This is a genomic window from Agromyces sp. Y782 (assembly GCF_059445405.1).
In genome coordinates, this window is the sequence record NZ_JCAIUG010000002.1 from 339,046 (window position 1) to 359,600 (window position 20,555).

Sequence of the window (20,555 nt, forward strand, 5' to 3'; positions counted from 1 at the left end):
AGACTGCGGCGCGCCGATTCCGGCCCCGATTGGCGCAACCGCGGGTTCTCCTGATAACGTGATTCCTCGGTTCGAGTTACTGAAAAGTCCGAACTGCGAATGCGAAAGCATGCACCTCTAGCTCAATCGGCAGAGCAACTGACTCTTAATCAGTGGGTTCTGGGTTCAAGTCCCAGGGGGTGCACGATCAAGCCTCGAACCTCTCGCCGGGTTCGGGGCTTTTTCACTTTCAAGCGTCGCATGGTTTCACTTTCAGGCGACGCAGAGTCAGTCGTCGAAGCCGCGGGCGACGAGGGCCTCGCCCATCGCATCGGCGGTCTGCAGCGCCCGTACGACGACCGGCACCGCAACGGCGCGGAGCGATCCCTCGGCGCCGCGCGCCTTGCGGGCCTCGAGCACCGCGCGCACGATCTCGGCCATGAGCGGCACCGCCCTGATCGTCATCGCGAGCACGATGCCGACGCGGTCGGCGTCGACGCGCGACCCGAAGGGGCGGAGCCCACGCTGTACGGCGTCGAGGATCGCCGAGACCTTCGTCGTCAGCGTCACGAGCGCCGCAAGGGCGACGCACGCCGCGAGTCGCATCGACATGACGAGCGCCGACTCCCAGCCGGAGAAGAGCGCGTTCAGCGGCGCGGCGATCGCGAGGATCCAGAGCACTGGCACGAGCTGGCGCACGGCGAGCCGCACCGGGACGCGTGCGACGGCGAAGCCGGCAACGACCAGGAGGAGAGCGGCGAGGAGCATCCACGACGCCGGGAGCAGGGCCACCACGATGACGGATGCCGCGAGCCCCACGAGTTTTGCACCCGCCGGCGTGCGATGCAGCAGCGAGTCGCCCGCGAAGTACGCGCCGATCATGAGATGAGCGCCCGATACGCGTCGAGGGCGACCGCAGGCACGTCGTCGGCGACGATGCGGCCGTGCTCGATGACGAGCACCCGGTCGAACTCGGCGACCGCCTCGAGGCGGTGCGTGACGACGATGAGCTGTTCATCGAGCTCGGCGAAGTGACGTTCGACGAGCGCTGCGTTCCGTGCATCGAGGAGCGTCGTCGGCTCGTCGGCCACGACGAGCGCCGGTCGCATCACGAGCACTGCGGCGAGGGCGAGCAATTGCTTCTGCCCGCCCGAGAGGCGGTGCGCCGGGCGGTCGGCGAGCTCGGTCAGTCCGAACCGTTCGAGCGCACCGTCGACGCGGGCCGCGGCATCCGCTGCGCTCAACCGAAGCCGCCGCAGTGAGAACGCGACGTCTTCGCGCACCGTGGGCAGGACGATCTGATTGTCGGGGTTCGTGAACACGAAGCCCACCCTGCGCCGTACCTCGCGACCGTTGCGTGCGACATCGAGTCCGTCGACGCTCACCCGACCGGCGCTCGGCGTGACGAGTCCGTTCACCAGGCGGGCGAGCGTCGACTTGCCCGAGCCGTTCGCCCCGACCACGCCGATGCGCCGCTCGGTGAGGCGGAGCGAGACGTCGCTCAACACCGCCTCGCCGTCGTAGCGGTGCGTGACGTGGTCGAAGACGATCTCGCTCATGCGGTGGGCGACTCGGGTGCGGCCTCGGCCTCGGCAACGGATGCCACGGTGTCGGATGCCGCGGGGTCGGAAGCCGCGACACGGCGGGCCCACGGCCACCGCCGCGCGGTGATCAGGCCGGGCCAGGCGCGGTGCACGCCGGCCGCGACGATCGCCGTGACCACGGCCTTCGCGACGTCGCCGATCAGGAACGGGGACATCGCCGCGATCGCGCCGCCCACCGGCATGCCGGTGACGACCGCGAACCACGGGATGCCGACGAGGTAGACCACGAGCACGCCGCCGACGAGGCTCGCGACGAGCAGCGACCAGAACGGGAGCTTCGGCGCGAAGCGCTCGACGAGCCAGCCGATGACGAACGCGCCGGGGATGAAGCCGATCAGGAACCCGCCGGTCGGGCCGGCGAGGGTGCCGAGGCCGGCGGCACCGCCGGCGAGGATCGGCAGGCCGGCGAGGCCGAGCACGACGTAGACGGTGACGGCGAGGGTACCGTTGCGGGCGCCGAGTATCGCGCCGGCGAGCATTACGCCGAGGGTCTGGAGGGTGATCGGCACACCGAAGCCGAGGGGGATCGCGCCCGGCAGTGTGAGGGCGGCGATGAGCGCGGCGAACACCGCGATCTGCGCGAGGTCGCGTGCAGTGCTGCGGCGCGGGCGCGGGGCGGGCGCGCCCGCATCGTTCGTGGCGGTGTCGCTCGGGGTGGTGCTGTGGGCGGAGGTCATCGGGTTCCCCTCTCGTGACGTGCGGGCGGTTGCCCGGGAATCACGTTACGAGGGAGGTGATGACGTTCGTCGACTCAGCCGTACAAGAATCACGGGTCGATCTTGGACGGCGAAGGCCGAGGCGACTCAGGCGGCGCGGGCCTCGAGTGCCGTGGCGGCGCCGATGGTCGGCAGGGCGGCGGCTTCGACGTCTGCAGTTTCGAAGTCGGCGGATGCCTCGGCGACAAGCTCATCGGAGGGTGCCGACGTCTCGACGGGCTCAGCCCAGACGATGAGCGGAGCGGGCTCCCAGCCGAGCGCGAGGGTCTCTTCGCCGGCAGGCACGACGACGGCGACGGAATCGCGCTCGTCGAGGATGGCGCGGGTCAGTTCCGCCGCGATCTGGTGCGTGAGCATCGCGTGGAAGATGCGATCGGTGTCGCCATCGGACTTGCGCACGAGCGACCACCCGCCGCCCGGACCGATGAACTCGGACAACTTCGTGTTCAGGAGTTCGAAGATGTGCTCACCACGAAGATCGGCCGCGGAAGGGTGCGGCGTCTGGGCGGCAACATGGGCGGAGGCCTGAGCGGCAAGCCGTGCACGGCGCCAACGGCGGAACATCGTGCCCCTCTCGGTGGGATCGTTTCGGGTCGTTCGTCCCAGTTTCAGGCACGGCGTTGCGGATCGCGAGTGACACGCCGCGCAAGGCGCGGGCGACGAAACTATTCGCCGAGCTCGCCCTGTTTCGTCTCTTCGGCGACCGTACCGATCGCGATCGCGAGGCTCGCCGCCCACGACACCCACATGAGCAGCAGGCGCCAGTCGCGGGGGCCCGACGCGGTCGCCCGCACCACGCCGATGCCGCTGAATATGGCGCCGATCACGGCTCCGCTGAAGAGGTACTTGCGCATGCCGCAACGCTACCGCTGGTTTCGCCGGGCTGGGAGACATCCGTGAATCTGACCGATCGTGCAGAAGCTGACCGATCGGTCAAATATCGTGAGTTCATGCCCACCGAAGCATCCATACCGTCCCGCGTGCGCGCCAGCGATGAGCTGCGCCAGGTCGCCCTCGAACAGTTCGCCACCGTCGGCTTCGCCGCGAGCTCACTGCAGCAGATCGCCGACCATGCCGGGTACTCGAAGTCGAGCGTCCTCTATCACTACACGTCGAAAGAGGCGCTGCTCGAGGCCGCCATCGGCCCGGCCATCGACCTGCTCGAGACCCTCCTCCGCGACTTCGTCGCCGGCGGCCGAACTGCGGCGGCCCACGCGACCTTCATCGAGGACTTCGTCGACTTCCTGCTCGGCAACCGGCTCGCCGTGCACACCTTCGTCAACCAGGGGCAGTCGCTGCGCGGCCTGCCCGTGATCGAACGCGCCAACGTCGCCATTCGCGGACTCGCCAACTCGATCTGCGACGACGACGCCCCGATCGCCGAGCGGATGCGCTTCGGCGTCGCGCTCGCCGGGGCCACCTACACGCTCGTGGCCGGTGCGACCTTCCTCGATGCAGACCAGCAGATCGCCGACGAAGACGTACGCGATGCCCTCATCACCGTGCTCTCCGAACTCTTGCTGACGGCCGACGGCCGCCCGATCCGATAGGCCCGCCCATGGCACTCCTCCTGCACCGCATCGGCCGTTTCGCCTTCCGCCGCGCCTGGTACGTCATCGCGGCCTGGGTGCTCGCCCTCGGCGCGCTCCTCGGCGCGGGCATCGGGCTCGGCGGTCAACTGCAGGACTCCTTCGCCATTCCCGGCACCGAGTCCCAGACCGCGATCGACCAGCTCGCCGCCGTCTTCCCGCAGACGGCGGGTGCGTCGGCGAAGACCGTCGTCGAAGCGCCCGACGGGGCATCCGTCGAGTCCGACTCGTTCCGCGCTGCGATCGAGGCGATGGAGGCCGAGATCGAGCAGGTCGACGGGGTCGCGAGCGTGCTCGGTCCGTTCGACGAGTATGCGGGCGACCAGATCTCCGGCGACGGCCGCACCGCCTACATCCAGCTGCAGTTCGACGGACCGGTCACGGATGTCACGGCGGAATCGCTCGACGAGGTGACAGCGACGGGCGAGCTCGGCCGCGACGCCGGGCTCACGGTCGCCTTCGGCGGCGACGTCTTCCAGGAGACCAGCTTCGGGCTCACGCTCACCGAGGTGTTCGGCGTGCTGTTCGCCGCCGTGGTGCTCATCATCACCTTCGGCTCGCTGCTCGCAGCCGGCATGCCGCTGCTGACCGCACTCGTCGGCGTCGGTGCCGCGTTCGGCGGCATCTCGATCGTCGCGGCGTTCGCGACGGTGTCATCGACGGCGCCGATGCTCGCCGTCATGATCGGCCTCGCCGTGGGCATCGACTACGCGCTGTTCATCTTGTCGCGCCATCGAAACCAGCTCGCGCGCGGGGAGGATCCCGAAGAGAGTGCCGCCGAGGCGGTCGCGACCGCGGGCGGGGCCGTCGTGTTCGCCGGCCTCACCGTGATCATCGCGCTGCTCGGACTGCTCGTCGTCGGCATCCCGTTCCTCAGCGTGATGGGGGTCGGCGCCGCATTCGCCGTGCTCATCGCGGTCGCGGGCGCCGTCACGCTCCTGCCCGCGCTGCTCGGCGTGCTCGGGCGCCGCCTCGTCCCGAAGCCCGGCGGCCGCGCACATCGCCGGGCGAATGCCGACGACGACAGCGGCAAGCGCACCATGGGTCGCCGCTGGGTCGACCTCGTGCTGAAGGCGCCCGTCGTGTTCGTGGTGCTCGTGGTCGGACTGCTGGGCGCTGCCGCGATCCCGGCGGCGAGCCTCGACCTGAACCTTCCGAACGGATCGGGAACCGAGGGATCCAGCCAGCGCGAAGCCTACGAGATGATCGAGAACGGCTTCGGCCCGGGCTACAACGGGCCGCTCATCGTGACCGTCGACATCACCCAGACGACCGACATCTTCGGCGACCTCGACGCCATCGGCGCGCGCATCGACGAACTCGACGACGTCGCCTACGTCGGCGACGGCCTGCCCAACGAGACAGTCGACACCGCGATCATCCAGGTGATCCCCGAGAGTGCTCCGGATGCACCGGAGACCAAGGTGCTCGTCGAGAACATCCGCGATCTCGAACCCTCGATCACCGCCGACCTCGCCACCCCCATCGCGGTGACGGGCTATACGGCCGTGGCGATCGACATCTCGAACCGGCTCGCCGACGCGCTCATCCCGTTCGCCCTCATCGTGGTCGGCCTCTCGATCGTGCTGCTGCTCATGGTGTTCCGATCGGTGTTCGTACCCATCAAGGCCGCCCTCGGATTCCTGCTCTCGGCGTTCGGTGCCATCGGGGTCACCGTGGCGATCTTCCAGTGGGGGTGGTTCGCCGACCTCCTGCACGTCGAGCCTGGTCCGATCCTCAGCTTCCTGCCGATCCTGCTCATGGCCGTGTTGTTCGGCCTCGCGATGGATTACGAGGTGTTCCTCGTGTCGGGCATGCGTGAAGCGTTCGTGAAGAACCGGGACGCCCGCAAGGCCGTCGTGCACGGCTTCCAGCACGCCGCCCGGGTCGTCACCGCGGCCGCGCTCATCATGTTCTTCGTCTTCTTCGCCTTCGTGCCAGAAGGCTCGGGGGTGATCAAGGGCATCGCGTTCGCGCTCGCCGTCGGTGTCGCGTTCGACGCCTTCCTCGTGCGAATGACGCTCGTGCCCGCCGCGATGGCCCTCGCGGGCAAAGCCGCGTGGTGGTTGCCGAAGTGGCTCGCGAAGGCGCTGCCGAACGTCGACATCGAAGGCGAGGGCCTGCGCGCACACCTCGATCAGGAGGCATGGGCCGCCTCACGGCCCGCCGCGGTCAACGCCGACGCTGCCGTGTTCGGCCTGCCCGAACGGCGCATCGGCCCGCTCTCCATCGAGGTTCCCGTCGGCGGCGTGCTCGTCGTGCGCGGAGACACGGTCGATCGGCGCGTCGTCGCCGCGACGCTCGCGGGGCGTCTCGACCCCGTCGCCGGTCGCCTCGCCGTGCTCGGTTCGCCTCTGCCCTCAGACGCCGGCACCGTCATGCGCGGCGTCGCGATCGCAGAGGTTGCAGCGGGTGCCTCGCCAGGCGGTACTGTCGGCGAACTCATCGCCCGCCGCCTCGACGCCACTCGGCCCTGGTACCGGCTCGCTCCATCGAACGCCCTCGTGCAGTCGTGGGTGGCCAGGGCGGCCGACGCCGCCGGCCACGGTCTCGACGGTCCGCGCTTCACCGCCGACACCCCGCTCGCCGGGCTCGGTGTGGAGGCACGAACCCTCGTGGCGGTCGCCGCCGCGCTCGCTGAGCGCCCGAAGGCCCTCGTGATCGACCTCGACGACGATCCCGGATCGGCCAGCGGTGAGCTGTGGCGCGCCCTCGCCGAGCTCGTGCCCTCGCAGGTCACGACGATCGTGGGTCTCGGCCCTTCGGCCGTGTCGCCTGCGATCTCGCCGGAACTCGCCGCACGCGGCATCCGTACCCTCGAACCCGTCTTGACCCAGGAGGCACTCCGATGAGTACTCGACTCTCCCGACTCTTCGGCTCGACGCCCGCGGCGCGCCGGGTGCGCTACGGCGTGCTGGTGGCCGCGGTCATCGCGGTGCCGCTCGCCGTCTCCGGGCTGGTCTCCGGCGCGCTCGGCGGTGCCGGCGACAACCTCGAGCAGATCCCCGCCGTCGTCGTGAACAACGACGAGATGGTCACGATGACCCTGCCCGACGGCACCGATCAGCCCGTGCTCGCCGGGCGTCAGCTCGTGACCGAGCTGACCGACCCCGACACCGCCGGGTTCCAGTGGAAGATCTCCAACGACGAAGAGGCGGCCGACCTCCTCGCTTCAGGCGACGCCTACGCGGTGCTGACGATTCCCGCGGACTTCTCCGAGTCGGTGACCTCCCTCTCGGGTCAGAAGCCGACGAAGGCGAACCTCGACATCCGCACCGACGATGCGCACGGCTACCTCGCCGGATCCGTCGCCCAGTCGGTCGGCGACGCCATGTCGACGACGTTCGGCCGAGCGCTCACCGCGCAGTACCTCGAGGGCTTCTACACGAACCTCGCGGAGATGGGTGGCTCGCTCGGCGATGCAGCAGATGGCGCGACCCAGCTCTCGACGGGGGCAGGCGCCCTCGCCGGCGGGCTCGGCACGCTCTCGAACGGCGTCGCATCGGCGGCTTCCGGGGCGACGGATGCCGCGAATGGCGCGTACGCGTACGCCGACGGCGTCGCGCAGTACACCGAGGGCGTGGACGGCATCGCGAGTGGGCTTTCGCAACTCGACGGACAGGCGGCGCAACTCGACGGGCTCTCCGCCGGCTGGGACCAGTACGTCGGCGGCATCGCCGCGGGAGTCGCCCAGGTGGAGACGGGCACGACGCCGCTGATCGCCCAGCTCACCCAGTTGGCGATCGATCAGCCCGAGCTCAAGCCCCGGGTCGACGAAGCCATTGGGCGCATCCAAGGCACGCTCGGCGGTCTGACGACCATGGCGACGTCCGGTCAGCAGCTCGCAGCCGGAACCCGAAGCGGCATCGACGGTGTTCAGGGCGGCATCTCCCAACTCTCCGGCGGCGCCGCGGCGCTCTCCGGCGGCTCGAGTGGCATCAGCGACGGGGCGAACGGTCTGGCGACCGGCGTCGACCAACTCGCGGTCGGCCTCGGGCAGCTCTCGACCGGTGCAGCGGATGCTGCGACCGGAGCGACAGACCTCGCGGGAGGCGCGAACACTCTCGCAACCGGCCTCACCACGGGTGCCGAGAGCGCGAAGGCCCTTACCGACATCGACAGCGCGGCCACCGCCGATGTCGTCGCAGAACCCGTGACGGTCGACGCCACCCGCGACCACGAGATCGCGGGCATCGGAGAGGTGATCGGCATGCTGTTCGTGCCCGTCGGGCTCTGGCTCGGCGCGATGGCGCTCTTCCTCGTGTTCCGCCCGTTCGGGCGCGAGGCGCTGCGCAGCACGGCGTCGACTGGCGGCCTCGTCTGGCGCACGCTCGCTCGCGCCGGGCTCCTCGCACTCGTCCAGGCCGTCACCGTGGTGCTGCTCCTGCACGGTGCCATGGGTGTCGCCTGGAGTCTGCTTCCGCAGACCCTCGCGTTCGCGGCCCTGCTCGCGCTCGCGTTCACCTCGCTGCACGCCTTCCTCACGGTGTGGCTCGGACGCGCGGGCCTGCTCGTCTCCCTCGTGCTCGTCGCGCTGCAGCTCACCGCATCCGGCGGCCTCTATCCGATCGAGGTGTTGAGCGGGCCGTTCCAGGCGATCAGCCCGTTCCTGCCGCTGACCTGGGCGGTGCAGGGCATGCAGCTCATCGTCTCCGGTGCAGCCGGGGGAGCGGTGGCGATGGCCGCGGGCATGCTCGCGCTCTTCGGTGCCGTCGGCGTGATCGGCACCGCCATCGTGGTGGGGCGGCGCCGCGGCATCCGCTCGATCGGCTTCGCGGCCGCCGCGCTCGGCTGATCTGCAGGCCGGGCGCCGCCGCGCCCGGCCCCAGCCCTCGATCGCCGCCTGAGCGCGAGACGGGCGACTGTTAGCCTGAGTGAAGCGCCAGGAGGGACACCCGCCATGCACGCCCCTGAACTCACAGGCGACGAGCTCTACGTCGACGCCGCCTACGACATGATCGTCGTATCGAACCGATTGCCGGTCGACTACGAACGCGGACCCGATGGTGAGACCGGGTGGAAGAGCTCACCGGGCGGTCTCGTCACCGCGCTCGAACCGATCATGCGCGCCGCCGACGGAGCGTGGATCGGCTGGGCCGGCGTCGCCGATCAAGAGTTCGACCCGTTCGAGTACGACGGAATCAACATCATCCCGGTGCCGCTCTCGGAGTCGGAGCTCGAGGACTATTACGAGGGCTTCTCGAACGACACCCTGTGGCCGCTGTACCACGACGTGATCGCACCGCCGTCGTTCCACCGCGAGTGGTGGGACGCCTATGTGCGGGTCAATCGTCGCTTCGCCGAGGCCGCCGCGCGCGCGGCATCCGACGGGGCAGTCGTCTGGGTGCACGACTACCAACTGCAATTGGTGCCGCGGATGCTTCGCGAGAAGCGCCCCGACCTCGTCATCGGATTCTTCAATCACATCCCGTTTCCGGCATATGGCATCTACTCGCAGCTGCCTTGGCGACGCCAGGTCATCGACGGATTGCTCGGCGCCGACGTCATCGGCTTCCAGCGTGCCGCCGACGCGGGCAACTTCACCCGTGCGGTGCGCCGGTTGTTCGGCTACGCCACCCGTGGCAGCGTCATCGACGTGCCCGGTCCCGACGGCGATGTGCGTCACGTCGTCGCCCGTCAGTTCCCGATCTCGATCGATGCGGCCGGCTTCGAAGAGATCGCACGCCGACCCGAGGTGCAGGCGCGCGCCCACGAGATCCGGGAGAGCCTCGGCAACCCCGAGACGATCATGCTGGGTGTCGACCGGCTCGACTACACGAAGGGCATCCGGCACCGGCTGAAAGCATTCGGCGAGCTCCTGCGCGATGGTCGCCTCTCGGTCGAAGACGTCACGCTCGTGCAGGTCGCGAGCCCGTCGCGCGAACGCGTCGAGACGTACCGGCAGTTGCGCGACGAGATCGAGCTCATGGTCGGCCGCCTCAACGGCGACTACTCGACGCTCGGCCACCAGGCCATCGCCTACCTGCACCACGGCTACCCGCGCGAAGAGATGGTCGCTCTCTACCTCGCCGCCGACGTCATGCTCGTGACCGCGCTCCGCGACGGCATGAACCTCGTCGCGAAAGAGTTCGTCGCCTGCAGCTTCGACGATGACGGTGTGCTCGTGCTGAGCGAGTTCACCGGGGCATCCGACGAGCTGCGGCAAGCCGTGCTCGTGAACCCGCACGACATCGAAGGCCTGAAAGACGCGATGGTCGAGGCGGCCCGGATGCCTCGAAAGGAACGCGCCCGCCGCATGCGGGCACTCCGAAAGCGCGTGCGCGAGAACGACGTCGCGAAGTGGTCGGCGACGTTCCTGAAGACGCTGACCGGCGCGGGCATCATCGCGTCGGGTGTTCCCGAGAGCCTCGACGCCGCGATCATGCGCATCGCCACCACCGATCGCCTGCTCGTCGCGCTCGACTTCGACGGCACGCTCGCCCCGCTCGTTGATCGACCCGAAGACGCGCGAGCGACCAATCGTGCTCGCGCCGCGATCGAACGGCTCGCCGCCATCGACGACACCAGGGTCGCGATCGTCTCGGGTCGCGCACTCGAGAGCCTTCGCGAGGTCGCGGATCCGCCGCAGGGCGCCCTGCTCAGCGGCTCGCACGGTGTCGAACTGCAACTCGACACCGGTGGAGTGACGATCGACCTGCGCGATGCCGAACTCGCGGCGCTCGAGCATCTCACGCGCGTCCTCGAAGAGGTCGCTTCAGGTGCGGAGGGCGCCTGGGTGGAGTGGAAGCCGGCCGGCCTCGCACTGCACACCCGCAAGGTCGCCCCGGCGACTGCCGCCGAACTGCAGCACGCCGCGCGCGAGCGGGTGGAGTCGGAGATCCCCGAACTGACAGTGCGCAGCGGCAAGGGGGTGCTGGAATTCTCGGTGCGACCGAGTGACAAGGGAGAGGCGCTCACCCGACTCCGTCAGCACTCGGGCGCCAGCGCCGTGGTCTACGTCGGCGACGACATCACCGACGAAGACGCGTTCGCCGTTCTCGAATCCGACGACCTCGGCGTGAAAGTGGGTCAGGGAAGATCGCTCGCCACCCATCGCGTGCGCAGTCCCGAAGACGTCGCCGACCTGCTCGAGCACCTCGCCGACGCCCGTGACACGGCGCGCGGAGGCCCTTCGCGCTGGCCATAGACTCGATGCATGTCGGAGTTCGATCCCAAACCGCGTAGCCGCACCGTCACCGACGGCATCGAAGCCATGACCAGCCGGGGCATGCTCCGCGCGGTCGGCATGGGAGATGCCGATTGGGACAAGCCCCAGATCGGCATCGCGTCGTCGTGGAACGAGATCACCCCCTGCAACCTCTCGCTCGGCCGCCTCGCGCAGGCCGCGAAAGAGGGAGTGCACGGCGGCGGCGGGTACCCGCTGCAGTTCGGCACGGTCTCCGTCTCCGATGGCATCTCGATGGGCCACGAAGGCATGCACTTCTCGCTCGTCTCGCGCGAGGTCATCGCCGATTCGGTCGAGGTCGTCATGCAGGCCGAGCGCCTCGACGGCTCGGTGCTGCTCGCCGGCTGCGACAAGTCGATCCCCGGAATGCTCATGGCGGCCGCCCGCCTCGACCTCGCCTCGGTCTTCCTCTACGCCGGCTCCATCGCGCCGGGCTGGGTGCGTCTCTCAGACGGCACCGAGAAAGACATCACGATCATCGACTCGTTCGAAGCGGTCGGCGCGGTCAAGGCCGGCACGATGAGCGAGGCCGACGCGAAGCGCATCGAGTGCGCCTTCGCCCCGGGCGAGGGCGCCTGCGGCGGCATGTACACGGCGAACACCATGGCCTCGGTCGCCGAGGCGCTCGGGCTGTCACTGCCGGGCTCGGCTTCACCGGCATCCGCCGACCGCCGTCGCGACTACTACGCGCACCGCTCAGGCGAAGCCGTCGTCAACCTGCTGAAGCATGGCATCACCGCCCGCCAGATCCTCACCAAGAAGGCGTTCGAGAATGCCATCGCCGTCGGTATGGCCCTCGGCGGCTCGACCAACATCGTGCTGCACCTGCTCGCCATCGCGCACGAGGCAGAGGTCGACCTCACGCTCGACGACTTCAACCGCATCGGCGCGAAGGTGCCGCACATCGGTGACCTCAAGCCCTTCGGCAAGTACGTCATGAACGACGTCGACCGCCGCGGCGGGCTCCCCGTGCTCATGAAGGCGCTGCTCGACGCGGGCCTCATGCACGGCGACGCGCTCACCGTCACGGGCAAGACACTCGCCGAGAACCTCGCCGAGATGGACATCGAGCCGCTCGACGGCGAGGTGCTGCGCACCCTCGACAACCCGATCCACGAGACCGGCGGTCTCACGATCCTGCACGGTTCCCTCGCCCCCGAGGGCGCGGTCGTCAAGACCGCCGGCTTCGATGCGGCGACGTTCGAGGGACCGGCGCGCGTGTTCGAGCGCGAACGCGATGCGATGGATGCGCTCACCGAGGGTGCGATCAATCACGGCGACGTCGTCGTGATCCGCTACGAAGGACCCAAGGGTGGGCCCGGCATGCGCGAGATGCTCGCCATCACCGCTGCCATCAAGGGCGCGGGCCTCGGAAAAGATGTACTACTCTTGACGGACGGTCGATTCTCCGGCGGCACAACCGGCCTCTGCATCGGCCATCTGGCACCCGAAGCGGTGGACGCAGGTCCCATCGCCTTCGTGCGCGATGGTGATCTCATACGGGTCGATATCGCAGCTCGTTCCATCGACCTACTTGTCGACGATGCCGAGCTGGCTGCCCGCCGTGAAGGCTGGGCTCCGCTTCCCCCGCGCTATACCCGTGGCGTCCTCGCGAAGTACTCGAAGCTCGTGCGTTCCGCCGCCGAAGGCGCCACGACAGGCTGAGTGCTGCGCTTCCCGCACACACCGTCCACCAGAACAGGAACCGAATGACCACGGAATCCACCCCCGTGCCATCGCCCGCTGCAGTGCCGTCCTCCGGCGCCCCCGAACAGCTCACCGGTGCGCAGGCCGTCGTGCGCTCGCTTGAGATGCTCGGCATCACCGACGTGTTCGGGCTGCCCGGCGGCGCGATCCTCCCCGTCTACGACCCATTGCTCGACAGCAAGAAGCTCCGCCACATCCTCGTGCGCCACGAACAGGGTGCCGGGCACGCGGCCGAGGGCTATGCCTCGTCGTCGGGCAAGCTCGGGGTCACCATCGCGACGTCCGGTCCTGGGGCGACGAACCTCGTCACCGCCATCGCCGACGCGCACATGGACTCCGTGCCGCTGCTCGCGATCACCGGACAGGTGTTCTCGACCCTCATGGGCACGGACGCATTCCAAGAGGCCGACATCGTCGGCATCACGATGCCCATCACGAAGCACTCGTTCCTCGTGAAGGACCCCGCCGAGATTCCGGCGACCATCGCGGCGGCGGCGCACATCGCCTCGACAGGCCGGCCCGGCCCGGTCCTCGTCGACATCACGAAGGATGCGCAACAGGCGACCGCACCGTTCCGCTGGCCGCCCAAGCTCGACCTTCCCGGCTATCGCCCGATCATGAAGGCGCACGGCAAGCAGGTCGCCGCGGCAGCCCAACTGCTCGCCGAGGCGAAGCGACCGGTGCTCTACGTCGGCGGCGGCGTCATCCGGTCCGGCGCCTCTGCAGAACTGCTCGCGTTCGCCGAGGCGACGAACGCCCCGGTCGTCACCACGCTGATGGCGAGGGGTGCCTTCCCCGACTCCCACCGGCAGCAGCTCGGTATGCCCGGCATGCACGGCACGGTGCCCGCGGTGATCGCCCTGCAAGAAGCCGACCTCCTCATCGCGCTCGGCGCGCGCTTCGACGACCGCGTCACGGGCAAGGCCGCGCTCTTCGCGCCCAACGCGAAGGTCGTGCACGTCGATATCGATCCTGCCGAGATCTCGAAGATCCGGGTCGCCGACGTGCCGATCGTGGGCGATGCGAAAGACGTGCTCGTCGACCTCAATACCGCCTACGCCGAGATCACCGGAGGCGTCGCCACCGACCTCGGAGAATGGTGGACCACGCTCGACGGCCTGCGGGCGGAGTTTCCGCTCGGGTACTCGACCCCGTCCGACGGATTGCTCGCGCCCCAGCAGGTCATCCAGCGCATCGGCGAGCTCACCGGGCCCGAGGCGGTCTACGCCGCGGGCGTCGGCCAGCACCAGATGTGGGCGGCGCAGTTCATCAAGTACGAGCGACCGAACTCCTGGCTGAACTCCGGCGGCGCCGGCACGATGGGCTACGCGGTTCCAGCCGCGATGGGTGCGAAGGTGGCTGAGCCCGACCGGGTGGTCTGGGCGATCGACGGCGACGGATGCTTCCAGATGACGAACCAGGAGCTCGCGACCTGCACCTTGAACAACATCCCGATCAAGGTCGCGATCATCAACAACTCCTCGCTCGGCATGGTGCGCCAGTGGCAGACGCTCTTCTACGACGGCCGGTACTCCAACACCGACCTGAACACCGGCCACGACACTGTGCGCATCCCCGACTTCGTGGCACTCGCCGAGGCGTACGGTGCACTCGGCATCCGGGTCACGAAAGAAGACGAGATCGACGACGCGATCAAGCTGGCCCTCGAGACCAACGACCGCCCCGTCGTCATCGACTTCGTCGTGTCGGCCGACGCGATGGTCTGGCCCATGGTGCCGCAGGGCGTCTCGAACAGCTACGTCCAGTACGCGCGTGATCACTCGCCGGCATTCTCCGAGGAGGACTAAGACATGTCGACCCACGTTCTCTCCCTCCTCGTGGAGGACAAGCCGGGCCTGCTCACCCGGGTGGCGGGTCTCTTCGCCCGGCGCGGCTTCAACATCGAGAGCCTCGCCGTCGGCCACTCCGAGATCGACGGGCTCAGTCGCATCACGGTCGTCGTCGACGTCGAGGAACTGCCGCTCGAGCAGGTCACCAAGCAACTCAACAAGCTCATCAACGTCATCAAGATCGTCGAGCTCGACCCGAACCAGTCGGTGCACCGCGAACATCTGCTGATCAAGGTGCGCGTCGACAACACCACCCGCTCGCAGGTGCTCGAAGCCGTGAACCTCTTCCGTGCTCGCGTCGTCGACGTCTCGACCGACGCGGTCGTGATCGAGGTCACGGGCGACTCCGGCAAGACCACCGCGTTCCTCAAGGTGCTCGAGCCCTACGGCATCAAAGAGATCGCCCAGTCGGGCCTCCTCGCGATCGGCCGCGGCGGCAAGTCCATCACCGAACGCGTCTTCAAGAACTGACCACGTTCACGAACTGCACCAGACCCACCATCAAGGAGAAAGAACAGCAAATGGCTGAGATCTACTACGACAAGGATGCCGACCTCGCGCTCATCCAGAGCAAGAAGGTCGCCGTCATCGGCTACGGTTCGCAGGGCCACGCGCACGCGCAGAACCTTCGCGACTCGGGCGTCGAGGTCGTCATCGGACTCAAGGAGGGTTCGAAGTCGAAGCCGAAGGCCGAAGAGGCCGGCTTCGAGGTGCTGAGCGTCGCCGATGCCGCGGCAGCCGCCGACGTCATCGTCATCCTCGCGCCCGACCAGTACCAGCGCCACATCTACGCGGAGTCCATCAAGGACAACCTCGCCGAGGGCAAGACCCTCGTCTTCGGCCACGGCTTCAACATCCGCTTCGGCTATATCGAGGCCCCCGAGGGCGTCGACGTGATCATGGTCGCACCGAAGGGCCCCGGCCACACGGTGCGTCGCGAGTACGAGGCCGGTCGCGGTGTTCCCGTGATCGTCGCCGTCGAGAAGGATGCCTCGGGCAACGCGTGGCCCCTCGTGCTCTCGTACGCCAAGGCGATCGGCGGCCTGCGTGCCGGCGGCATCAAGACGACCTTCACCGAAGAGACCGAGACCGACCTGTTCGGCGAGCAGGCCGTGCTCTGCGGCGGCGTCTCCCAGCTCGTGCAGTACGGCTTCGAGACCCTCACCGAAGCCGGCTACCAGCCGCAGGTCGCATACTTCGAGGTGCTGCACGAGCTGAAGCTCATCGTCGACCTCATGTGGGAGGGCGGCATCGCCAAGCAGCGCTGGTCGGTCTCCGACACGGCCGAGTACGGTGACTACGTCTCGGGTCCGCGCGTCATCGACCCCCACGTCAAAGAGAACATGCAGGCCGTGCTCGCCGACATCCAGTCGGGCGCGTTCGCCGAGCGGTTCATCGCCGATCAGGATGCCGGTGCCCCCGAGTTCCTCGCGCTCCGCGCGAAGGGCGAGGCGCACCCGATCGAAGCAACCGGCCGCGAGCTGCGCAAGCTCTTCGCGTGGAACGCGTCGAACGACGACGACTACGTCGACGGCGAGGTCGCTCGCTGACGCGAGCGCAGCTGCTCTGTCTTCATCCCGCACGGCGGGGTCGGCTTCGGTCGGCCCCGCCGTTTCGCGTCGGCGCTCATTCCGGTCAGCCGAGTCCGCACGTGCTTCGTGGCTCGCCGAGTCCGTCGAGGTAGCTGCGCCACTCGTTCGCCGTGAGGTCGCGACCTGCGATGCGGCAGACCGCCTCGAACTGGTGCTCGGGGTCGAGGTCCCAGATCATGACGCCGGCGGCGTCCGAGATCGCGAGCTCGAGGCCGTCGGGTCGCAGGTAGCCGCTGACGTAGTCGGGGGAACTCGCGAAGAAGGGCTCGGCCAACCGGATGCCCGTGGCCGTGTCGTGGAGCAGGAGCGTGTCGTCGCCAGCCGACATGAGCATCGTCGCCCCATCGTCGCTCGTCTCGGGGACGCCGAGCCCGCCGGCCGTGCCGGGCAGGGAGCCCACCTGCTGATACGTGTCCGTGTCGAATCGCATCATCCGGTTGTCCGCGGAGCCGATCAAGGTGCCGTCGTCGAGCAGCACGGGAGGGCCCGTCTCGAGCTCTCCGCTGCGAGTGATCTTCCCGCTCGCCACCCCGACCATGGTCAGGAGTGCGCTGTCCAACTCGGTGACCGAGAGGATCGCGAGACGCCGGCCGTCGGGCGACTCGGAAACCGAGATGACGCTCCCGTCGACGGCGATCGGCTCGCCGGTCCGCTCGCCGGTCGCCGGGTCGATCCGGACGACTCCATCCTCCTCGGTCGACACGTACAACCGCGTGCCCGCGTGGGCTTCCCACACCATGCCGCGACTGCTGGGCACGGGCAGCGCAGACCCGATGTCCTCCCCACTTGCCGTGTCGACGAGCCGCAACGCCTCGTCGTCGGGGAACCAGCCCACGATCGTGTCTGATCCCACCCAGATCGGCACGTAGACCGGGGCTGAGAACACCTCCAGCACCTCACCGCTGACGACGTCGCGGATCGCGACCCCGTGGTGCACACTTGCCCAACCGGTGTCGCCCTGCCCGTCCGCGGTGAGCAGCGCGTGCCCGTCCTGCGAGTAGCCGCCGGCCAGGAACGATCCGGGTGCGATCAGCCGTTTGATGAGGCCGCCCCCGTCGAGTTGCCAGCGCGAGATCGCCGGCAGCCCTTGGCCGAGTGCGACCAGCACGGTTCCCTCCGAAACGACCGCGACCGGACCGACCGTACTGAGCAGCGCGTCGAATCCGGAATCCACCGGCCCGCCGTCGTCGAGATCGTACTGCTCCATGAGCCCGAACCAACCCGCGCAGTACACGCGTCCAACTACCTCGGAGGCCGTGATCCAATTGCAACCGGAAGGACCGAACCCGGTCAGGGGACGAACCCATCGGACATCGCCGGTCTCGCCGTCGACCGCGATGACCGCACGATCCCCGCTCGCGACCACGAGTCCGGAATCGAGCACCTCCATCGCCACGTGAGCGGATTCCTCGGGGACCGGATAGCGTGCGGCCACCGCCGCCGCCACCGGATCGATCACCTCGATCGCGCCCGCCACCCGGCCGGCGAAAAGGCGCCCGTCCTCCGTGAACGCGAGCGCTGCGGCAACGCTCTCCGCCAAATGAAGCGGCGCGGTGGCCTGCCCGGTGACCGGCGTCACCGACCCGGTCCTCACGTCCACGAGCGAGACGGCACCGTCCCGTGCAGCCGCGATCGCGATTCTGGAGCCGTCGCCCGCCACGGCGAGTGCACCGAGACCGATCTCCAGACGCAGCGGCCCGAGCAGTCGTTCCCCCGACGAGAGATCGACGACGACGAGGTTCGAGTTCATCGTGGTGCCGGGGATCACGAAGAAGGAGTCCGGCGTCGCGCCGGGTACTTCCGGTGGGACGTCCGCGGGCCACAGGATCGCTCCGGTCGTGCTGTCGGAACTGACTTCGACGAGTGGGAACGTCTCGAAGTACGCCTGGCCATCGAGACCGGTGTCGATGTGCACGATCGACTCCGCCGTCGCGAGGTCTCGGATCGCTGCCGCTCCAGAGACATCCACCATCAACGCCCGGTCAGTGCCCGGCACGACCGCACCCATCGTGCTCTGCGCGCCGTCGACGAACGCATTGCCGAGGAACCCGCCGGCAGCCCTGAGCACGCCCATCATCCCGGCCCGCGTACGCGGGTCTTCGGGCCAGCGCCGGTACGCCTCAGCGGCGAGCAGGGCTGCGACGTCTCGCTCCGAGGTTCTCAATGCGAGCGCTGCGCTGACGAGTGCCTCGACCTTCGCATCCGCACGGCTCAGTGCCGCCTGATCCGCCGAAACCACCGCGATGCCGCCGGCTCCCACGAGGGCCAGGATCAGAACCGCCGCGCCCACGAGGAGACCGCGGAGCTTCCGGTTCTGCGTCCGTTCGTGGCGGGCCTGAGCGACGAGCGCCTCCTGCTCGGAGGTCTCGCGGGCCGATGACGCTGCGAGGAAGGCTGTCTCGTGCTCGGTCAGATCCCGGTCGCCGCCGCGCTGCCACTCGAGCGCCGACTGCAACCGCGCGCCCCGATACAGGTCCTCGTCGCCGCGCCCGCCCCCGTCCCACGCCTCCGCAGCGACGGTGAGCGCGTGCATCGTCCGCAGGTCGTCGGCGTCGTGCTCGAGCCAATTCCTCAACCGTGGCCAGGCCTCGGCGAGCGCCTCGTGCGAGACCTCCACGCTCGTCTCGTCGGTGCTGATGAGCCGCGCGGCCGCGAGCATCGCAAGCACGCGATCGCGTGCGCCGTCGTCGTGCAACCCCTTGACCGACATGGCCTGGCGCACCGGTGTGCCATCGGGTGCGAGGGCGACGAGGCGCAACATCGTCGAACGGCAGATGACCCGCTCGGCGGGGGACATCCGCAGGTAGAGCCGATCGGCGGACTGTGCGATGGCAGCGGCGAGCCCGCCGGATGCCTCGTACCCGTGCACGGTGAGCGTCGCCCCCTCGCGACGCGCCCAGGTCTCGACGAGGGCATGTGAGACGTGGGGGAGCACACCGGGGCGCCCGGTGGCATCCCGCAGGATGAGCTCGGTGAGGCCTGGTTCGAGGCGCAGCCCAGCGACTCGCGCCGGTCCCTCGATCGCCGCCCTGAGCCCTTCCGGCCCCATCGCCGGCACCAGCTGGACGCCGTCGGTGAACAGCGCACCGAGCCGGGGCAGACGAGCGCACGCGTCGAGGAAGTCGCTGCGCACGGTCACGAGCACGGTGCCGCCAGACTCGAGGACGTTCTCGACGGCGCCGGCCGCCCCGTCGGTCGCTTCGGTGTCCGGCCCGGTGAAGAGCTCCTCGAACTGGTCGACGACGAGGACGTCTCGATCGTGGTGCGTTCCGGCTACGAAGGCAAGCAGGCCGCGGCGCGGGCTCGTGACGTCCACGGACCGCCCGTCCCGGCGCAGTGCCGGAACGATTCCCGCGAGCACGAGTGAGGACTTGCCACATCCCGACTGCCCGGTGAAGGCCACGAACCGTCCGCGTTCCACCCGAGCGAGCCCAGCGCGGATGTCGGCACCCCGACCGAAGAACTCCTCCTCGTCTTCTTCGCCGAACGCGGCGAGGCCACGGTACGGACACGGGACGTCAGGCCTGGCGATAGGGCTCGGGGCATCGAGATCGGGGTCATGGCGCAGGATCGCCGTCTCAAGCTCGGTGAGCTCGGCGGACGGGTCGATGCCGAGTTCTTCGTCGAGCCGCCGGCGGGCATCGCGGAGGGTGGCGAGCGCGTCGGCCTGGCGTCCGGAGCGGTAGAGCGCGCGGGCCAGCAGCGCCCACCGGTGCTCGCGGAGCGGGCGTTCGCGCACGAGACGCTCGGCGTCGGAGACGACGCTCGCGGCATGTCCCAGCCCGAGGCGAGCGGCGAGCAGATCCTCCTCTGCGGACGCGCGCAGGTCGAGCAGTCGTGCGGCTTCCGCGCGGGCAGGCTCCCAATCGGGAAGGTCCGCGTACGGCTCGCCACGCCAGGGGTGGAGCGCCGCCTCGAACACCGCGGTCGCCCGGTCGGGCGCGCCATCCGCCAAGTGCTGGCGACCGTTCGCGACCAGACGCTCGAACCGTCGCGCGTCGATGGCGTCGGCTGCCAGGTCGAGCCGGTAGCCCTCCGGCGTCGTCGTGATGGGTGGCGTGCCAGGGTGTCGGCGGAGCCGGGCGATGGCGATCTGAACCTGCTTCGCCCAGGTCGCCGGTACCTTCTCGCCCCAGATCGCATCGGCGATTTGCTGCGCCGGGAGAGGCCGCCCCACCTCGAGTGCGAGGGCGGCGAGCACCGCACGCTCGCGCGGGCTGACCGGGCCCCCGTCGATGACGAGTGTCCCGAGGACGTCGACACCCATGGTCGTCATTGTCCTCGCGCGCCATCGAAGGCGTCAACGATGACTTGGGCGGACGGATACCGCAC

General features: G+C 69.1%; 14 protein-coding genes and 1 tRNA gene. 9 read left to right on the forward strand and 6 right to left on the reverse strand.

Going from position 1 to position 20,555, the window contains the following annotated elements; translation table 11 throughout:
* Window positions 1-111 precede the first annotated feature (111 nt).
* Window positions 112-184, forward strand: a tRNA-Lys gene (locus tag AC1C2S_RS15825).
* A gap of 83 nt (window positions 185-267) precedes the next feature.
* Here AC1C2S_RS15825 and AC1C2S_RS15830 read toward each other — a convergent pair.
* The 5 genes from AC1C2S_RS15830 to AC1C2S_RS15850 all read right to left on the reverse strand — a co-directional run bounded on the left by AC1C2S_RS15830 (window position 268) and on the right by AC1C2S_RS15850 (window position 3,153).
* Complete coding sequence (locus tag AC1C2S_RS15830; RefSeq protein ID WP_495353563.1) at window positions 268-861, reverse strand: energy-coupling factor transporter transmembrane component T family protein; 594 nt, start codon at window positions 859-861, stop codon at window positions 268-270.
* Window positions 858-1,538 carry an energy-coupling factor ABC transporter ATP-binding protein gene (locus tag AC1C2S_RS15835; RefSeq protein ID WP_495353564.1) on the reverse strand — a complete coding sequence of 227 codons (681 nt, stop codon included), beginning with the start codon at window positions 1,536-1,538 and terminating at the stop codon, window positions 858-860. The genes AC1C2S_RS15830 and AC1C2S_RS15835 overlap by 4 nt, the downstream gene beginning before the upstream one ends.
* A complete protein-coding gene (locus tag AC1C2S_RS15840) occupies window positions 1,535-2,260 on the reverse strand; it encodes a biotin transporter BioY (protein ID WP_495353565.1) in 726 nt (241 codons plus the stop codon). Before AC1C2S_RS15840 ends, AC1C2S_RS15835 begins: the two co-directional genes overlap by 4 nt.
* A gap of 126 nt (window positions 2,261-2,386) precedes the next feature.
* A complete protein-coding gene (locus AC1C2S_RS15845) occupies window positions 2,387-2,863 on the reverse strand; it encodes a hypothetical protein (RefSeq protein WP_495353566.1) in 477 nt (158 codons plus the stop codon).
* A 101-nt stretch (window positions 2,864-2,964) separates the two neighbouring features.
* Window positions 2,965-3,153 (reverse strand): hypothetical protein, encoded by a 189-nt coding sequence (locus AC1C2S_RS15850; protein ID WP_495353567.1) that lies wholly within the window; start codon window positions 3,151-3,153, stop codon window positions 2,965-2,967.
* Window positions 3,154-3,249: 96 nt separating this feature from the next.
* On the opposite strand from AC1C2S_RS15850, the gene AC1C2S_RS15855 reads away from it, so the two are divergent.
* From AC1C2S_RS15855 to ilvC, 8 genes are all read left to right on the forward strand, one after another.
* Window positions 3,250-3,849, forward strand: a complete 600-nt coding sequence (locus AC1C2S_RS15855) for a TetR/AcrR family transcriptional regulator (protein WP_495353568.1) — start codon at window positions 3,250-3,252, stop codon at window positions 3,847-3,849.
* 8 nt (window positions 3,850-3,857) lie between these two features.
* The gene (locus tag AC1C2S_RS15860) at window positions 3,858-6,740 is read left to right on the forward strand and encodes an MMPL family transporter (RefSeq protein ID WP_495353569.1); all 2,883 of its coding nucleotides are present in this window, start codon (window positions 3,858-3,860) and stop codon (window positions 6,738-6,740) included.
* Window positions 6,737-8,683 (forward strand): YhgE/Pip family protein, encoded by a 1,947-nt coding sequence (locus AC1C2S_RS15865; protein ID WP_495353570.1) that lies wholly within the window; start codon window positions 6,737-6,739, stop codon window positions 8,681-8,683. Before AC1C2S_RS15860 ends, AC1C2S_RS15865 begins: the two co-directional genes overlap by 4 nt.
* Window positions 8,684-8,788: 105 nt before the next feature.
* On the forward strand, window positions 8,789-11,035 hold the full coding sequence (locus AC1C2S_RS15870; RefSeq protein WP_495353571.1) for a bifunctional alpha,alpha-trehalose-phosphate synthase (UDP-forming)/trehalose-phosphatase: 2,247 nt from the start codon (window positions 8,789-8,791) through the stop codon (window positions 11,033-11,035).
* A 9-nt stretch (window positions 11,036-11,044) separates the two neighbouring features.
* Window positions 11,045-12,739, forward strand: coding sequence for a dihydroxy-acid dehydratase (gene ilvD / locus AC1C2S_RS15875; RefSeq protein ID WP_495353572.1), 1,695 nt, complete (start codon window positions 11,045-11,047; stop codon window positions 12,737-12,739).
* A gap of 44 nt (window positions 12,740-12,783) precedes the next feature.
* Window positions 12,784-14,589: an acetolactate synthase large subunit gene (locus AC1C2S_RS15880; protein ID WP_495353573.1), complete on the forward strand. Its 1,806-nt coding sequence runs from the start codon at window positions 12,784-12,786 to the stop codon at window positions 14,587-14,589.
* A 3-nt stretch (window positions 14,590-14,592) separates the two neighbouring features.
* On the forward strand, window positions 14,593-15,102 hold the full coding sequence (ilvN, locus tag AC1C2S_RS15885) for an acetolactate synthase small subunit (RefSeq protein WP_495353574.1): 510 nt from the start codon (window positions 14,593-14,595) through the stop codon (window positions 15,100-15,102).
* Window positions 15,099-16,181, forward strand: coding sequence for a ketol-acid reductoisomerase (gene ilvC, locus AC1C2S_RS15890; RefSeq protein WP_495354412.1), 1,083 nt, complete (start codon window positions 15,099-15,101; stop codon window positions 16,179-16,181). Before ilvN ends, ilvC begins: the two co-directional genes overlap by 4 nt.
* Before the next feature lie 85 nt (window positions 16,182-16,266).
* Here the strand turns inward: ilvC and AC1C2S_RS15895 are convergent, their stop codons facing one another.
* Window positions 16,267-20,490, reverse strand: a complete 4,224-nt coding sequence (locus tag AC1C2S_RS15895) for an nSTAND1 domain-containing NTPase (RefSeq protein WP_495353575.1) — start codon at window positions 20,488-20,490, stop codon at window positions 16,267-16,269.
* Window positions 20,491-20,555 lie beyond the last annotated feature (65 nt).

What these genes read in the sequence shown, in the direction of transcription:
- AC1C2S_RS15830 (WP_495353563.1), bottom strand. Translation starts at nt 861, where the DNA reads ATGATCGGCGCGTACTTCGCGGGCGACTCGCTGCTGCATCGCACGCCG.
- AC1C2S_RS15835 (WP_495353564.1), bottom strand. Translation starts at nt 1,538, where the DNA reads ATGAGCGAGATCGTCTTCGACCACGTCACGCACCGCTACGACGGCGAG.
- AC1C2S_RS15840 (WP_495353565.1), bottom strand. Translation starts at nt 2,260, where the DNA reads ATGACCTCCGCCCACAGCACCACCCCGAGCGACACCGCCACGAACGAT.
- AC1C2S_RS15845 (WP_495353566.1), bottom strand. Translation starts at nt 2,863, where the DNA reads ATGTTCCGCCGTTGGCGCCGTGCACGGCTTGCCGCTCAGGCCTCCGCC.
- AC1C2S_RS15850 (WP_495353567.1), bottom strand. Translation starts at nt 3,153, where the DNA reads ATGCGCAAGTACCTCTTCAGCGGAGCCGTGATCGGCGCCATATTCAGC.
- AC1C2S_RS15855 (WP_495353568.1), top strand. Translation starts at nt 3,250, where the DNA reads ATGCCCACCGAAGCATCCATACCGTCCCGCGTGCGCGCCAGCGATGAG.
- AC1C2S_RS15860 (WP_495353569.1), top strand. Translation starts at nt 3,858, where the DNA reads ATGGCACTCCTCCTGCACCGCATCGGCCGTTTCGCCTTCCGCCGCGCC.
- AC1C2S_RS15865 (WP_495353570.1), top strand. Translation starts at nt 6,737, where the DNA reads ATGAGTACTCGACTCTCCCGACTCTTCGGCTCGACGCCCGCGGCGCGC.
- AC1C2S_RS15870 (WP_495353571.1), top strand. Translation starts at nt 8,789, where the DNA reads ATGCACGCCCCTGAACTCACAGGCGACGAGCTCTACGTCGACGCCGCC.
- ilvD (WP_495353572.1), top strand. Translation starts at nt 11,045, where the DNA reads ATGTCGGAGTTCGATCCCAAACCGCGTAGCCGCACCGTCACCGACGGC.
- AC1C2S_RS15880 (WP_495353573.1), top strand. Translation starts at nt 12,784, where the DNA reads ATGACCACGGAATCCACCCCCGTGCCATCGCCCGCTGCAGTGCCGTCC.
- ilvN (WP_495353574.1), top strand. Translation starts at nt 14,593, where the DNA reads ATGTCGACCCACGTTCTCTCCCTCCTCGTGGAGGACAAGCCGGGCCTG.
- AC1C2S_RS15895 (WP_495353575.1), bottom strand. Translation starts at nt 20,490, where the DNA reads ATGGGTGTCGACGTCCTCGGGACACTCGTCATCGACGGGGGCCCGGTC.